The organism is Agrobacterium sp. 10MFCol1.1, assembly GCF_000381165.1.
GTDB classification, from domain to species: Bacteria; Pseudomonadota; Alphaproteobacteria; order Rhizobiales; family Rhizobiaceae; genus Agrobacterium; species Agrobacterium tumefaciens.
The window spans coordinates 852,013-866,737 of sequence record NZ_KB906072.1 but is presented as its reverse complement, the minus strand read 5'-3'; the positions used below and the strand labels follow the sequence as shown (position 1 = coordinate 866,737).

The window sequence follows — 14,725 nt, the reverse complement described above, 5'->3', positions numbered from 1 at the left end:
TCTCAAAAGGAGTTCCCCATGCACGCCCCGCTCGTTTCAAAAGATCTGGAATCTTTTTCCGCTGCCAGCCACGATCAGCCGCCGCGCCATCTGGGTCGCCGCTATAATACGGATGGTGAATTCCTGCTCGAGCCGGGCAATACCGTGGTCTGCCATCTCGTTGAAGGGTCGAAAACCGAAAGCGCGATCATCGGGACACGCCAGCGTCTTCTGGATATGCCCGAGGCATCGCAGCTGGCCTTCACACCGGTTTCCAGCCTGCATATGACGGTATTTCAGGGCATTATCGAATATCGCCGTGCATTTCCCTACTGGCCGGAAGACATGCGACTCGATACTCCGATCGACACGATGACGGAGTATTATTGCGATCGTCTGGCGGATTTTCCGGGCCTGCCTGGTTTCAATATGCAGGTGACTGGTCTCAAGCCGACGGGGCTGGTGCTGAAGGGGGCCACCGCCGAAGACGACCGGATCATTGCGCTGTGGCGGGATACATTTGCCGGAGCTTTCGGTTATCGGCATCCCGATCACGACACCTATCAATTCCATATTACGCTGGCTTATGTCACGCGCTGGTTCGATCCGGAGTGCCTGCCGCGATGGCAGGCGATGCTGGATGAAGAGCTGGAAAAACTGCGTGCGGCAGCGCCGATAATCGAGATACGCGCTCCAGCTTTCTGTGAATTCAGGGACATGAACCACTTTAGGGAACTTATGGTTTTTGATAGGAAGTGAAGCATGATTTGCAAAGGCCTGCCGCCCGCCCGTCGCAGCAAACCGGCTTAATCGGAAAAAATGCGCGTCAGGGCTGGTCAAAGCCCGTTTGGGCATGTATAAGCGCGCCAAATTTCCGATATCGAGACACCCGACATTCGGCCTTTGGTTATGGCCGGTTACGTTGTTTCGCCGCTAAAGTGGAGTAACAAAAATGGCTGTACCAAAAAGAAAAACAAGCCCGTCCAAGCGCGGCATGCGCCGCTCGGCTGACGGTCTCAAGGCTTCGACCTACGTTGAAGACAAGAACTCCGGCGAACTGCGCCGTCCGCACCATATCGATCTGAAGACCGGTATGTATCGCGGTCGTCAGGTTCTGACGCCGAAGGAAAGCGCATAAGCTTTCTGAAATAATCTTTACGGAAAACCGGCCCTCGTGGCCGGTTTTTTGTTTTTGGGCCGTTTAGCTGCTTTTTTCGGTTACTTGGAAAATCCGATCACTCCTCCTACACTCTGTTCGGGAGAGCAGGTCTGGTGCCTGCAACGGGGAGAGGCGCTTCGGTGAAATATCGCTGGATTTTATTGACGCTGCTCAGCCTCGGCCTCGGTTACGGCGCCGTGACCAAGGGCAGCGGCATCATTGCGGAAAGCTATTTCGGCGAAGTCTCCGATCAGGGCCGCACCACCCTCAGGCTGGCCGTCTCGGCTCTTGGCGGGCTTTTGAGCCGTTTCGAGCCGCTGCCCGCCCTGATCGCCGATCACGACGACATTGAGGAGCTTGTCGCGCATCCGCAGGATGAGGCGATGCGCCAGCGCGCCAATATCTATCTCAAATCCATCAATACATTGCTGGAATCCTCCGACATCTACATCATCACGCTGGACGGAGTGACCATCGCCGCCAGTAACTATGATGGACCCACAAGCTTCGTCGGTGAGAATTTCAGCTACCGTCCCTATTTTCAGGATGCCGCCAAGGGCTTCCCGTCGCGTTTCTTTGCGCTAGGCACCACCTCCCACAAGCGCGGTTATTATTTTTCCGCGCCTATTCTCTTCAACGAGGAGATCAAGGGCGTCATCGTCTTCAAGGTCGATATTGAAGGCATAGAGGCGTCGTTCGGCGACGGTGAAAACCGCATTCTCGTATCGGACCCGGAAGGCATCATCTTCATGACCGGAACGCCGCAGTGGCTTTATTCCGGCCTGATGCCGCTGACACCGGAAAGGCTTGCGCGCACGGCGGCATCCCGCCGTTACGCTAATGCCGACCTGAAGGAACTGCCGCTGAAAAACGGCAATTTCGGCTCTCATCAGTTGATGACGATCAGCCAGAACGACGGTGACCGGGAATACCTCGTCCTGTCGCAGCCGATGCCCGACGCGGGCTGGACGGTCAGCGTGCTGATGGATACCGGCTCACTCAGGACGCAGGTCAAGACGGCGATGATCGCGATCATCCTCTGCCTGTGTCTTGCCGCTGCCGTGGTCGCCGCCATGCTGCAAAGACGGCGGCGCGTGCGTGAACGCCTAACCCACCAGGCCGAAGCTCAGGCGGAGCTGGAGCGGCGTGTGGAGGAGCGCACAGCCGATCTGGCGCGGGTGAACCGTGAGATCGAACACGAAATCGCCGAGCGCCGCCAGACGGAGAAACAATTGCGCAAGATGCAGAATGACCTGGTTCAGGCGGGCAAGCTTGCAGCGCTCGGGCAAATGTCGGCAGCACTTTCGCACGAGTTCAACCAGCCGCTCGCAGCCGCCAAGAATTATGCGGAAAACGCCTCTCTTCTCGTGGAACGTGGACGTCTGGAAGAGGTGACGGAAAACCTCAGGCGTATTTCGGGCCTTATCGATCGCATGGCTTCTATCAGCAGGCATCTGAGAAATTTTGCCCGCAAACCCAATGAGAAAATGGCTGCGGTCGCGCTCGATGCTGTCCTTCGCGATACGCTGGAAATTGTTGGAGCACGGCTGAAGGCCGCCGATGCGGTGCTGGATGTTGATCTTGGTCCGGTGCCGCTTGCGGTGAAGGCCGGGCCGGTGCGGCTGCAGCAGGTGCTGGTCAACATCATCTCCAATGCCGCCGATGCGGTGGAAGGGCGCGAGGATCGTCGCATCGCTTTGAAAGCCGTGCTGCACGGTCAGACGGTGTCGATTTTCATTCGTGACCGAGGTCCGGGCGTTCCTCCGGCGATTTCGGAGCGCATCTTCGATCCCTTCTTCACCACCAAGGGCGTGGGGCGTGGCCTCGGTCTCGGCCTTTCAATCACCTACAACATCATCAAGGATTTTGGCGGCCAACTGCGTGTCAGAAACCATGAAGACGGCGGCGCGGAATTCGAGATCGAATTACCGGCAGCAGCCTATCGTGTGGAGGTGGCGGCGGAATGACAATGTCGCGGGTTCTGTTGATTGATGACGAGGAGGAACTGCGCTTTTCCACCGCGCAGGCGCTGGAACTTTCCGGTTTTGCGGTCACCATGCTGGCAAGCGCCGAACATGCGCTCGAACTCATCGGCTACAGCTTCGATGGCGTCGTGGTCAGCGATATCAGGATGCCCGGCATGGATGGCATGACGCTGCTGCAGAAGGTGCGGGAACTTGACCCGGAAATACCTGTCATCCTGATGACGGGCCATGGCGATGTCCAGCTTGCCGTCAATGCCATGCGCAACGGTGCTTATGACTTCATCGAAAAGCCCTTCACCCCGCAATATCTCGCCGGCATCATAAAAAGAGCCAACGACCGGCGGGCACTGGTGCTGGAAAACCGCCGCCTGAAGGCGGTGGCGGGCAAGCATGACGATCTCGAAACGCGTCTGCCCGGCAGAACCCAGGTCATGGTCGATCTGCGTTACCGCATTCGCGCCATCGGTGCGACGGATGCCGATACGCTCATTGTCGGCGATACCGGTGCGGGCAAGGAAGTGGTGGCGCGCGCACTTCACGATATCAGCGCCAGAGCCAACCGGCCCTTTGTCGCCATCAATTGTGCCGCCCTTCCGCAAACGCTGATCGAAAGCGAGCTGTTCGGCCACGAGGCTGGCGCTTTTCCCGGCGCGCTGCGCCCGCGCTACGGCAAGTTCGAGCATGCCCGCGGCGGCACCATATTGCTGGACGAGATCGGCTCCATGCCCTTTGAATTGCAGGGCCGGTTCCTGCGCGTGTTGCAGGAACGGGTGATCACCCGTCTTGGCTCCAATGAAACAGTCGAGCTCGACGTCCGCTTCATCGCCACCAGCAAGGTCGATCTGGAGCAGGAAGTCGCGGCAGGGCGGTTCCGTGCCGATCTTCTTTACCGCCTGAACGTGGCGACGATTCTCGTGCCGTCCCTCTCGCAGCGCAGTGCCGACATACCGCTGCTTTTCCTGCATCTGGTGCGGGAGGCTGCTGCCCGTTACGGTCGGGAAGATACGGACGTTCCGCAGCATCTACTCTCAGTCATTTCCCTGCGTGAGTGGCCGGGCAATGTCCGGGAATTGCGCAATGCGGCGGACCGTTTCGTTCTCGGTCTGGAAAGCGATGTCTCCGAAACCTCGCTGCCATTTGAGGGCGATGGCAAGGCGGCGCTTGCCGCAAGGGTCGCCGCTTATGAAAAAAGCCTTATTGCGCGCGCGATCGCCGCCCACGGCGGAAATCTGAAATCCGTCTATGAGAGCCTCGGCATTTCACGCAAAACGCTTTACGAAAAAATGCAGAAATACGAGCTCCACCGGCACATGACAGAGGTGTGATGGGTGGATTTCCACCCATGGATGAGCCCGTATGGGTAGAAATCCACCCATTGCTGCCCATGATGGCGATAAAAGCGCGCCTTGCCGCAAGACCGCCGTTGCTGAACGGCAATCCCGGATCGCAAATGGCTCACCCCGGTCGCCATGGAGGAGCATGCGCGGCTGAAGTGGCGAACATTTTCATCCGGGAGGAATCGATGAAAATACTGAAGACAGTTACCGGCCTCGCTGCCGCCGCTGCCGTTTCCCTTTTTGCGCTTTCTGCATCCGCTCAGAACTACCCCGAGCGCAACATCACCATGGTCGTGCCCTTTGCCGCCGGCGGCCCGACAGATACGGTCGCGCGTCTTGTCGCTGAATCCATGTCGAAGGATCTCGGCCAGCAGATCATTGTCGAAAATGTCGGCGGCGCTGGTGGCACGCTGGGCGCTGGCCGCGTGGCGGCGTCGGATCCGGACGGTTACACCGTTCTGCTACATCACATCGGCATGGCGACGAGCGCCACGCTTTATCGCAAGCTCGCCTATGATACCCTGAACGCTTTCGAATATGTCGGACTGGTCACGGAAGTGCCGATGACCATTCTGTCGCGCAAGACGCTCGAAACCAAGGATCTCAAGGGTCTGATCGACTACGCCAAGGCTAACAAGGACAAGGTCACCGTTGCCAATGCCGGCATCGGTGCTGCTTCGCATCTGTGCGGCATGTTGTTCATGAGCGCGATCGAGACACCGTTGGTCACTGTTCCCTACAAGGGCACAGGCCCGGCCATGACCGACCTGCTCGGCGGACAGGTCGATATCATGTGCGACCAGACCACCAACACCACCAAGCAAATCCAGGGCGGGACCGTTAAAGCCTATGCCGTAACCTCGGCCAAACGGCTCGACGTGCTGCCGGACGTACCGACAGTTGCCGAATCGGGCCTGCCGAAGCTTGAGGTGGGTATCTGGCACGGTATCTACACGCCGAAGGGTACACCGGCTGAGATCAACGAAAAGCTCTCCAAGTCGCTGCAAGTCGCGCTGAAGGACAAGAACGTGGCGGCCCGTTTTGCCGAACTTGGCACCACACCTTCCCCAGAAGCCGATGCGACGCCCGCAGCGCTCAAGACCAAGCTTGAAAGCGAAATCGCCCGCTGGAAGCCTGTGATCGAGGGCGCCGGCCAATATGCCGACTGATGGTTGAAGCAATTGCCGGCGGCACCCTGCCGCCGGCTTCTTGCCGTCAATTTAACGCGCGGAACGGTGTGGGGCCGGCCGCAGTGGAGGGGCATCTTTCATGAAGTCGTTTTTCATTGACCCTGCCGAGGCAGCCTGTGGGGCAATTTTCATCGGTTTTGGCGCTTTTTTCGCGTTGCAGTCTTTCGGGCTGGATATCGGAACCGCCTTCCGCATGGGGCCGGGTTATTTTCCGCTTGTTCTGGCAATCGTGCTGATCCTGCTTGGCGGGGTAATATTCATTCGCGCCACCCGTGTGCAGGGCGATGCCCTCGGTGCAATCGCCTGGCGGGGGATTTTTTTCATCCTGCCCGCGCCGATCTTTTTCGGTTTCACGGTCCGGGGGCTTGGTTTCGTACCGGCGCTTTTTTTCAGCGCCCTTATCGCAGCCTTCGCCTCGCACAAGATGAGCCCGCTCATGGCCGTCATTATTTCCGCCGCCATCACGGTCTTTTCCGTTGCTGTGTTCAATTATGGTCTCGGCCTGCCATTCCAGCGCTTCGGCCCCTGGCTTAAATTTTGAGGTGCCGTAATGGAATTGCTTGATAATCTTGCTCTCGGTTTCGTCACGGCCACGTCGCTGGCAAACCTGTTTTTCTGCCTGATTGGCGTGCTGCTCGGCACGCTGATTGGCGTGCTGCCGGGCATCGGCGCAACCGCAACCATCGCCATGCTGTTGCCGATCACCTTTCAGCTTGAGCCCGTCTCATCGCTCATCATGCTCGCAGGCATCTATTACGGCGCGCAATATGGCGGCTCCACCACGGCGATCCTCATCAACATGCCGGGGGAATCCTCATCCGCCGTTACCGCCATTGACGGCTACCAGATGGCGCGCAAGGGCAAGGCGGGTGCCGCACTTGCGATTGCCGCCATCGGCTCGTTTTTCGCCGGCACGGTTTCCACCTTTCTCGTGGCAGTCTTTGCACCACCTTTGACGGCGATTGCGCTGGAATTCGGCGCGGCGGAATATTTCTCGCTGATGGTCGTCGGCCTCGTCTCATCCATCGCGCTTGCCCATGGTTCCATCGTCAAGGCGCTGGCCATGGTCGTGCTTGGCCTGCTGCTCGGTCTGGTCGGCACGGATATCTACAGCGGAGCGCCACGCTTCACTCTCGGCATCCGTGAATATGCCGATGGGCTGAATTTCGTTGCGGTGGCGGTGGGTGTATTCGGTATCGCCGAAATCCTGCGCAATCTCGAAAACGAGCGCACGCGCTCGGTGCTGATCGCCAAGGTCAGCAGCCTGATGCCGTCGAAGGAAGACTTCAAGGCCATGGTTGGCCCGGTGCTGCGCGGTACGGTCATCGGTTCGGCACTGGGCATCCTGCCCGGCGGCGGTGCAATTCTCGCTGCCTTCGCATCCTACACCGTCGAGAAACGCGTCTCCAAGCATCCTGAGGAGTTTGGACACGGTGCGGTCGCCGGTGTTGCCGGTCCGGAATCCGCCAATAATGCCGGTGCCCAGACATCGTTCATCCCGCTTCTGACGCTCGGTATTCCCGCAAACCCGGTGATGGCGCTGATGATCGGTGCGATGATCATTCAGGGCATCGTGCCCGGCCCGAACGTTGCGACCGAGCAGCCGGCGCTGTTCTGGGGCATCATCGCCTCGATGTGGATTGGCAATCTGATGCTCGTCATCCTCAACCTGCCCCTGATCGGGCTTTGGGTGAAGCTGCTGACGGTGCCTTATTACGTGCTTTTCCCCATCATCATGGCCTTCTGCGCCATCGGAGTTTACAGCGTTAATTCCAACGTCTTCGATCTCTACGCCGTCGCCTTCTTCGGCTTCATTGGTTATGTGCTCGTGAAGCTGCGCTGCGAGCCGGCGCCGCTGCTGCTGGGCTTCGTGCTTGGGCCGCTGCTGGAGGAAAACCTGCGACGCGCCATGATCCTGTCACGTGGCGATCCGACGACCTTCGTCACCCGACCGATCAGCGCTACCCTGCTGTTTATTGCTCTGGCCGTGCTGATCATTGTCTTCCTGCCCAGCGTGAAGAAAAAGCGCGAAGAGGTTTTCGTAGAAGAAGATTGAGCAGGTCTCGAAATATTCGGAACGCCGGTGATGGAAATGTCGCCGGCGTTTCTGCGTTGATGGGATCGCTGTGAGGAATCCGGTTCACCGAAGCGGCATATGGTTGACTTGAAGCTTTTTAGGGCCAAGGAAGGGCGGGAAAGAGAGGTCGATATGACGTCGGAAACCGAAAAACGGATCATTGCGCTTGAGGAAACGATCGCGCATCAGGCCAAGACTATAGAGGAACTGTCCGACCAGCTGACGGAACAGTGGAAGGTGGTGGAACAGACCCGCGCCAAGCTCGACCGGTTGACGGAAAGGTTCCTGAGCCTTGAGGAGCAGTCGCTGGACGCACCCGCAATCACCCGGCCGCCGCATTATTGATGAGGGAGACCCCATGAAGAGCGATACAGCCGCACTTGCCGCCGAAATTGTGGATTTCTGGAAGCAGGCAGGACCGGACAAGTGGTTCGACAAGGACGCCGCCTTCGACGATCACTTTCATGACCGTTTCCGCGATGCCCATTTTGCCGCTGCAAGGCGCGAATTGGATGGCTGGCTGGACGGTGCGGAAAGCAGCCTCGCGCTGATGCTTCTGCTGGATCAGTTCCCGCGTAACTGCTTTCGCGAGACAGCGCATATGTATGCGACCGATCCGCTGGCACGCATGTTCGCCAGCGAGGCCATCCATCGCGGCCACGATCAGGCGGTGACCGAGGATTTGCGGGTCTTTTTCTATCTGCCCTTTTCCCATTCGGAAAGCATCGAGGATCAGGAGCGTGCCTGCACGCTCAACCGGCCGCTTGGCGGGCTTTATCTCCACCATGCCGAAGAGCATCGCGATATCGTCGCGCGTTTTGGCCGCTTTCCGCATCGCAACGACATATTGCTGCGGGAAACGACGCCGGAGGAACGGCAATATCTTGATGCGGGCGGTTTTACTGGCTGATACGAACGAAAAACGCCGCCAGTCCCGAAAGACGGCGGCGCTTTTTTTTGGTGGGTAACGGCCGCAGATCAGCCGTCGAAGAATTCCTTCATCCGGGCAAAGAAGCCGGTCGATTCCGGATTATTCTCCTGGGACGAGAGTTGCTCGAACTCCTGCAACAGCTCGCGCTGGCGCTTGCTGAGCTTCTGCGGTGTCTCGATCTGGATCTGGATGTAGAGATCGCCAGTCTGCGCCGAACGCAGCACCGGCATGCCCTTACCCTTCAGGCGGAACTGCTTGCCTGGCTGGGTGCCTTCCGGAACCGTGACGCGAGACTTCGTGCCGTCGAGCGTCGTCACATCGAAGGTGCCGCCAAGAGCGGCCGTCGTCATGGAGATCGGCACGGTGCAATAGAGATCGGCGCCGTCGCGCTGGAAGAACTCATGCGGACGCACGGACAGGAAGATGTAGAGATCGCCCGCCGGGCCGCCACGCATGCCGGCTTCGCCTTCGCCCTGCAGGCGAATGCGGGTGCCATCCTCGATACCCGAGGGAATGTTGACCGAAAGCGAACGCTCTTCCGTCACGCGGCCCTGGCCGTGGCACTTGCTGCACGGATCGGAAATCGTCTGTCCGCGCCCGTGGCAGGTGGGGCAGGTGCGTTCTACCGAGAAGAAGCCCTGGGCTGCGCGCACGCGGCCGGAACCCTGACAAGTGCCGCAGGTTTTGGGTTGCGTGCCGGGTTTTGCGCCGGAACCGGAACAGACATCGCAGGTTATCGAGGTTGGAACCCTGATCTGCGCCGTCTTGCCGGCAAAGGCTTCTTCCAGCGTGATTTCCATGTTGTAGCGAAGGTCGGCGCCGCGCTCGCGACCGCCGGAAGAGCGGCGTGCGCGTCCGCCGCCCATCATCTCGCCGAAGATGTCTTCGAAGATATCCGAGAAGCCGCCATTGGCGAAACCGCCGCCGCCCATACCACCGCCGCCCATGCCGCCATTTTCAAAGGCGGCGTGGCCAAAGCGGTCATAGGCCGCGCGTTTTTGCGGGTCCTTCAGCGTTTCATAGGCTTCGTTGATTTCCTTGAACTTCCGTTCGGAATCAGCATCATCCGGGTTCTTGTCCGGATGGTATTTCATCGCGAGTTTGCGGAAGGCGCTTTTCAGCTCTTTTTCGTCCGCGGTCTTGCTGACGCCGAGTGTTTCGTAAAAGTCTGCTTTCGCCATTAAGATAACAAGCCTCGCAAATGGATTTCCGGCTGCACTTCGGCAGCCGGATGTCTTGCATGTATCGACAGGAGACGGGAAGTCACGCGATTATGCGGACTTCTTGTCGTCCTTGATTTCCTCATAGTCGGCGTCGACGACGTCGTCCTTGCCGCCTTCTCCGTTAGCGCCGGCTTCAGCCTGCTGCGCTTCGTAGATGGCCTGACCGAGCTTCATGGAAACTTCCATGAGGGTCTGGGTCTTTGCCTGAATGTCGTCGGCATCCGGTTCGGAAGCCTCAACGGCCGTCTTCAGGCTGGCAATGGCGTCTTCGATAGCCTTGCGGTCGGTTTCGGAAACCTTGTCGCCATATTCCTTCACCGATTTCTCGGTGGAGTGAACGAGGCTTTCGGCCTGGTTCTTGGCTTCGACACCCGCACGACGCTTCTTGTCGGCTTCGGCATTGGCTTCAGCGTCCTTGACCATCTTCTCGATGTCGGCGTCGGAAAGACCACCGGAAGCCTGGATACGGATCTGCTGTTCCTTGCCGGTGCCCTTGTCTTTCGCCGAAACCTGCACGATGCCGTTGGCGTCGATATCGAAGGTCACTTCGATCTGCGGAACGCCGCGGGGTGCCGGCGGCAGGCCGACGAGGTCGAACTGGCCGAGCAGCTTGTTATCCTGTGCCATTTCGCGCTCGCCCTGCGAGACACGGATCGTCACGGCCGACTGGCTGTCTTCGGCGGTCGAGAAGGTCTGGCTCTTCTTCGTCGGGATCGTCGTGTTGCGATCGATCAGACGGGTGAAGACGCCACCCAGCGTTTCGATGCCGAGCGACAGCGGGGTCACGTCGAGAAGCAGAACGTCCTTGACGTCGCCCTGCAGAACGCCGGCCTGAATGGCGGCGCCCATGGCAACCACTTCATCAGGGTTCACGCCCTTGTGCGGCTCCTTGCCGAACAGCTGCTTGACGACTTCCTGCACCTTCGGCATGCGGCTCATGCCACCAACGAGAACGACTTCATCGATCTCGGCAGCGGTAACGCCGGCATCCTTGAGGGCAGCCTTGCAAGGGGCGACGGTGCGCTGCACCAGATCGTCCACCAGGCTTTCGAACTTGGCGCGGGTCAGCTTCAGCGTCAGGTGCTTCGGACCGGAAGCATCAGCCGTGATGAACGGCAGGTTGATTTCGGTCTGCTGCGAGGACGAAAGTTCGATCTTGGCCTTTTCGGCAGCTTCCTTGAGGCGCTGCAGAGCAAGCTTGTCGTTCTTCAGGTCGATGCCCTGATCCTTCTTGAACTCGCCGGCCAGATATTCGACCAGACGCATGTCGAAGTCTTCACCGCCGAGGAAGGTATCGCCGTTGGTGGACTTCACTTCGAAAACGCCGTCGCCGATTTCCAGAACGGAAATATCGAAGGTGCCGCCGCCAAGGTCGTAAACGGCGATGGTCTTGCCGTCCTTCTTGTCGAGGCCGTAAGCGAGGGCTGCCGCGGTCGGCTCGTTGATGATGCGCAGCACGTCCAGACCGGCGATGCGGCCGGCATCCTTGGTTGCCTGGCGCTGGGCGTCGTTGAAGTATGCCGGAACGGTGATGACGGCCTTCTCGACCTTTTCGCCGAGATAGGATTCAGCCGTTTCCTTCATCTTCTGAAGGATCATCGCGGAAATCTGCGAAGGGGAATAGTTCTTGTCCTGAGCCTTCACCCATGCGTCGCCATTGTCGCCCTTGACGATTTCAAAGGGAACGAGAGCCTTGTCCTTTTCGACGGTCGGGTCTTCATAACGGCGACCGATGAGGCGCTTGACCGCAAACAGGGTGTTGGTCGGGTTGGTGACCGCCTGGCGCTTGGCCGGCTGGCCGACAAGGCGTTCGCCATCGTCGGAAAATGCCACCATGGATGGCGTAGTGCGCGCGCCTTCCGCGTTTTCAATAACTTTCGTGTCCTTGCCGTCCATCACTGCAACGCAGGAATTGGTTGTGCCAAGGTCGATACCGATTACTTTTGCCATGCTCTTCTCTCCTTGAAGCGAGCTGTCGGAACCCCGTGAGGCATTCTATGGACAACTCCTTGACTTGGATTTGCAGTATTCGCTGCTGTTATGCGGCGTATATAAGGAGCGATTTTTCCTGCTGCAAGGCGCAAGAGAGGGTGAAGCGCTGCAAAAAAGCGGATGAAACCCCTGTCTGTGCAGAAGCATAGCCATCAAGGCTTGCAGAAGGGCAAAAACGCGACTTTGACTGCCACGGTCATGGCGATGCGGAGGCGCGTTTATAAAGTCATTGAGGTGAGGTGAAATGGCGGACAGGGTGGGATTCGAACCCACGGTACGCTTTCACGCACACACGCGTTCCAGGCGTGCGCCTTAAACCACTCGGCCACCTGTCCTTTTTTCAAATCTGCATGTTTTGAGGAATGCAAATCACTGGAACGGCGCGATATATACCGATGAATTCGCTGGGATCAACACGAATCTGACAGTTTTTTGAATTGTCGGCAATTTCCTGCCTTCCGATGCGATTGCAAACCGGTTTTCCCGCCTTTATCGATGCAATATATCTTTCAAAACATGGCTGTCGAAACGACGGGCCGCAACCGAGGTATCCTGATGAAAGCTTTTTTGCGGTTTTTGAGCTTTCTTCTTCTCATTGCAGCTGTTTTTCTTGGCGTACTCGATTCGATCCGCTCGGTTTCCACCTCCTCGGTCAATATCACCGGCATCCTGTCCGTCTGGAACTATCTTCTTCCTGCCTCGCGCACCATGGTGGAAACGGCCTTGGCTCACTATATTCACCCTGAAGCGTGGCGCTTCATTGAAAATGCCCTGTCGGGACTGCCGGCATTTGCTTTTTTCCTCGCGCTATCCCTGCTTTGCTGGATGGCCGGTTACAGGAAGCGCAAAGTGATGAGGCGTTCGTCAGTCTGAATTTATCAACTGACAGCGCGCGCGCCCCGCAGATGTGAACCCTGAGAAGCGGCATAATCGGCCGCACGGAGGACCGAATGTTCCTGTTCGATACGCTTTCAAAAAAGACGACGATGCCGACCGAAGAGACGGCTTTGCCCGGCCGTGAAGAGGCGCTTGCCGTGCCCGAGACCCATTTCGTCAATGGCCGGCCCTTGAAGGGGCCTTATCCCGATGGTTTGGAAATCATCTATCTGGGTATGGGTTGCTTCTGGGGTGCGGAGCGCCTGTTCTGGCAGACGCCGGGTGTGTGGGTGACGGCGGTGGGTTACGCCGGCGGTTTTACCCGCAATCCCACCTATCAGGAGACGACGACGGGCCAGACGGGCCACGCCGAAGTGGTCAAGGTCGTCTACGATCCGGCCGTCATCTCGCTGTCAGGGCTGCTCAAGATATTCTTCGAGGAGCATGATCCGACTCAAGGGATGCGGCAGGGAAACGATGTCGGCACGACATATCGTTCCGCCATCTATGCCAATACCGAAGGCCAGTTGCAGCAGGCGCAGAAGGCGCACGACGCTTTTCAGCAGGCTTTGGACGAGGCGGGGCATGGCCGCGCCATCACCACCGAAATTGGACCGCTTGAAACATTCTATTACGCGGAAGACTATCACCAGCAATATCTTGCCAAGAATCCGGGCGGCTACTGCGGGCTCAGGGGAACCGGCGTAAGCTGCAATATCGACTAGATTTTTTGCACGTTGCCCAGGTGGAAAGACCAAAAAAACGCCAGAATAAAGTTTTTCCACCGGGTCAAAAAAACCGGATGAATTTTTCATTGAGCCATGCAAGGATATGAGCCAAGCACAGCCGGGATAACGGCTGGCGGTTCCGCAGACATTCCCGGTCAACGGGTTTGCGGGAGGACCCTTAAAATATCAATTGCAACAACAGGGCTGCACAATGAAAAAATCCCTTCTGACGCTTTTTGCGCTCGCCGCCATGTCGGCTTCCGCGCTTGCTGCCGATATCAAGCCGGCATTGGTTTATGGTACGGGCGGCAAGTTCGACAAGTCGTTCAACGAAGCCGCCGCGGCTGGCGCTGAGAAGTTCAAGGCAGAAACGGGCATCGAGTTCCGCGATTTTGAACCGACCAGCGATACGCAGGGCGAGCAGGCTATCCGCAACTTCGCCAGCAAGGGCTTTAACCCGGTTGTTGCCGTGTCCTTCGCCTGGACGTCGGCCATGGAAAAGGTTGCAGCCGAATTCCCTGACACCAAGTTCGTCATCGTCGATTCCGTCGTCGAGCTGCCGAATGTCCGCTCGGTCGTCTACAAGGAGCACGAAGGCTCTTATCTCGTCGGTCTTCTGGCAGGCATGGCCTCCAAGACCGGTAAGGTCGGCTTCATCGGCGGCATGGATATTCCGCTGATCCGTAAATTCGCCTGTGGTTATGCGCAGGGCGCCAAGGCTGCCAACGACAAGATCGAAGTCTTCCAGAACATGACCGGCACCACGGGTGCGGCTTGGAATGATCCGGTGCGCGGTGGCGAACTGACCAAGAACCAGATCGACCAGGGCGCTGACGTGATCTACGCGGCAGCTGGTGCGACCGGTATCGGCGTCTTGCAGACCGCTGCCGACAACAAGAAATTCTCGATCGGCGTCGATTCCAACCAGAACCACCTGCACCCCGGCTCGGTGCTGACCTCGATGGTCAAGCGCGTCGATCTGGCTGTCTACAACGCCTACAAGGATGCCAAGGACGACAAGTTCACCCCTGGCATCGTTGCTCTCGGCGTCAAGGAAGACGGCGTTGCCTATGCTCTCGACGACAACAACAAGGCCCTGATCACGCCGGAAATGACCGCCGCCGTGGACAAGGCGAAGGCCGACATCATTGCCGGCACCATCAAGGTTCATGACTATATGGCGGACAATTCCTGCCCGAAATGATATGATATGTGTCTGGGGCGCATGGTGATTTTTCACCTTGCGCC

14 protein-coding genes and 1 tRNA gene are annotated in these 14,725 nt (G+C 58.3%); 12 read left to right on the top strand and 3 right to left on the bottom strand.

The features are described from left to right. The first annotated feature begins 18 nt into the window (after positions 1-18). The 9 genes from F617_RS0104525 to F617_RS0104485 all read left to right on the top strand — a co-directional run bounded on the left by F617_RS0104525 (position 19) and on the right by F617_RS0104485 (position 8,637). The gene (locus F617_RS0104525; RefSeq protein ID WP_019564553.1) at positions 19-738 is read left to right on the top strand and encodes a DUF1868 domain-containing protein; all 720 of its coding nucleotides are present in this window, start codon (positions 19-21) and stop codon (positions 736-738) included. Positions 739-931: 193 nt separating this feature from the next. Next, positions 932-1,117 carry a 50S ribosomal protein L32 gene (rpmF, locus tag F617_RS0104520; RefSeq protein ID WP_003514347.1) on the top strand — a complete coding sequence of 62 codons (186 nt, stop codon included), beginning with the start codon at positions 932-934 and terminating at the stop codon, positions 1,115-1,117. A 161-nt stretch (positions 1,118-1,278) separates the two neighbouring features. Then, positions 1,279-3,105, top strand: a complete 1,827-nt coding sequence (locus F617_RS0104515; protein WP_019564552.1) for a sensor histidine kinase — start codon at positions 1,279-1,281, stop codon at positions 3,103-3,105. Next, a complete protein-coding gene (locus tag F617_RS0104510) occupies positions 3,102-4,448 on the top strand; it encodes a sigma-54 dependent transcriptional regulator (protein WP_019564551.1) in 1,347 nt (448 codons plus the stop codon). Before F617_RS0104515 ends, F617_RS0104510 begins: the two co-directional genes overlap by 4 nt. Before the next feature lie 197 nt (positions 4,449-4,645). Continuing rightward, complete coding sequence (locus F617_RS0104505; RefSeq protein WP_026330668.1) at positions 4,646-5,629, top strand: tripartite tricarboxylate transporter substrate-binding protein; 984 nt, start codon at positions 4,646-4,648, stop codon at positions 5,627-5,629. A gap of 100 nt (positions 5,630-5,729) precedes the next feature. Beyond that, entirely contained in the window at positions 5,730-6,191 is a 462-nt protein-coding gene (locus tag F617_RS0104500) for a tripartite tricarboxylate transporter TctB family protein (RefSeq protein ID WP_003514354.1), read from the top strand. Positions 6,192-6,200: 9 nt separating this feature from the next. Further along, positions 6,201-7,706: a tripartite tricarboxylate transporter permease gene (locus tag F617_RS0104495; RefSeq protein ID WP_013635241.1), complete on the top strand. Its 1,506-nt coding sequence runs from the start codon at positions 6,201-6,203 to the stop codon at positions 7,704-7,706. Positions 7,707-7,859: 153 nt separating this feature from the next. Further along, complete coding sequence (locus F617_RS0104490) at positions 7,860-8,072, top strand: SlyX family protein (RefSeq protein ID WP_013635242.1); 213 nt, start codon at positions 7,860-7,862, stop codon at positions 8,070-8,072. A 13-nt stretch (positions 8,073-8,085) separates the two neighbouring features. After that, positions 8,086-8,637 carry a DUF924 family protein gene (locus tag F617_RS0104485; protein ID WP_019564549.1) on the top strand — a complete coding sequence of 184 codons (552 nt, stop codon included), beginning with the start codon at positions 8,086-8,088 and terminating at the stop codon, positions 8,635-8,637. A gap of 68 nt (positions 8,638-8,705) precedes the next feature. Here the strand turns inward: F617_RS0104485 and dnaJ are convergent, their stop codons facing one another. The 3 genes from dnaJ to F617_RS0104465 all read right to left on the bottom strand — a co-directional run bounded on the left by dnaJ (position 8,706) and on the right by F617_RS0104465 (position 12,208). Continuing rightward, positions 8,706-9,839 carry a molecular chaperone DnaJ gene (gene dnaJ / locus F617_RS0104480; RefSeq protein ID WP_003514371.1) on the bottom strand — a complete coding sequence of 378 codons (1,134 nt, stop codon included), beginning with the start codon at positions 9,837-9,839 and terminating at the stop codon, positions 8,706-8,708. Positions 9,840-9,929: 90 nt separating this feature from the next. Beyond that, positions 9,930-11,831: a molecular chaperone DnaK gene (dnaK, locus tag F617_RS0104475; protein ID WP_003514373.1), complete on the bottom strand. Its 1,902-nt coding sequence runs from the start codon at positions 11,829-11,831 to the stop codon at positions 9,930-9,932. Between the two features lie 287 nt (positions 11,832-12,118). After that, positions 12,119-12,208: transfer RNA gene (locus tag F617_RS0104465), tRNA-Ser, on the bottom strand. Between the two features lie 220 nt (positions 12,209-12,428). On the opposite strand from F617_RS0104465, the gene F617_RS0104460 reads away from it, so the two are divergent. From F617_RS0104460 to F617_RS0104450, 3 genes are all read left to right on the top strand, one after another. After that, complete coding sequence (locus F617_RS0104460) at positions 12,429-12,746, top strand: hypothetical protein (RefSeq protein WP_013635245.1); 318 nt, start codon at positions 12,429-12,431, stop codon at positions 12,744-12,746. Between the two features lie 77 nt (positions 12,747-12,823). Beyond that, entirely contained in the window at positions 12,824-13,474 is a 651-nt protein-coding gene (gene msrA, locus F617_RS0104455; protein WP_019564547.1) for a peptide-methionine (S)-S-oxide reductase MsrA, read from the top strand. 214 nt (positions 13,475-13,688) lie between these two features. Further along, positions 13,689-14,681, top strand: a complete 993-nt coding sequence (locus F617_RS0104450; protein ID WP_003514392.1) for a BMP family protein — start codon at positions 13,689-13,691, stop codon at positions 14,679-14,681. The last annotated feature ends 44 nt before the right edge of the window (positions 14,682-14,725 follow it).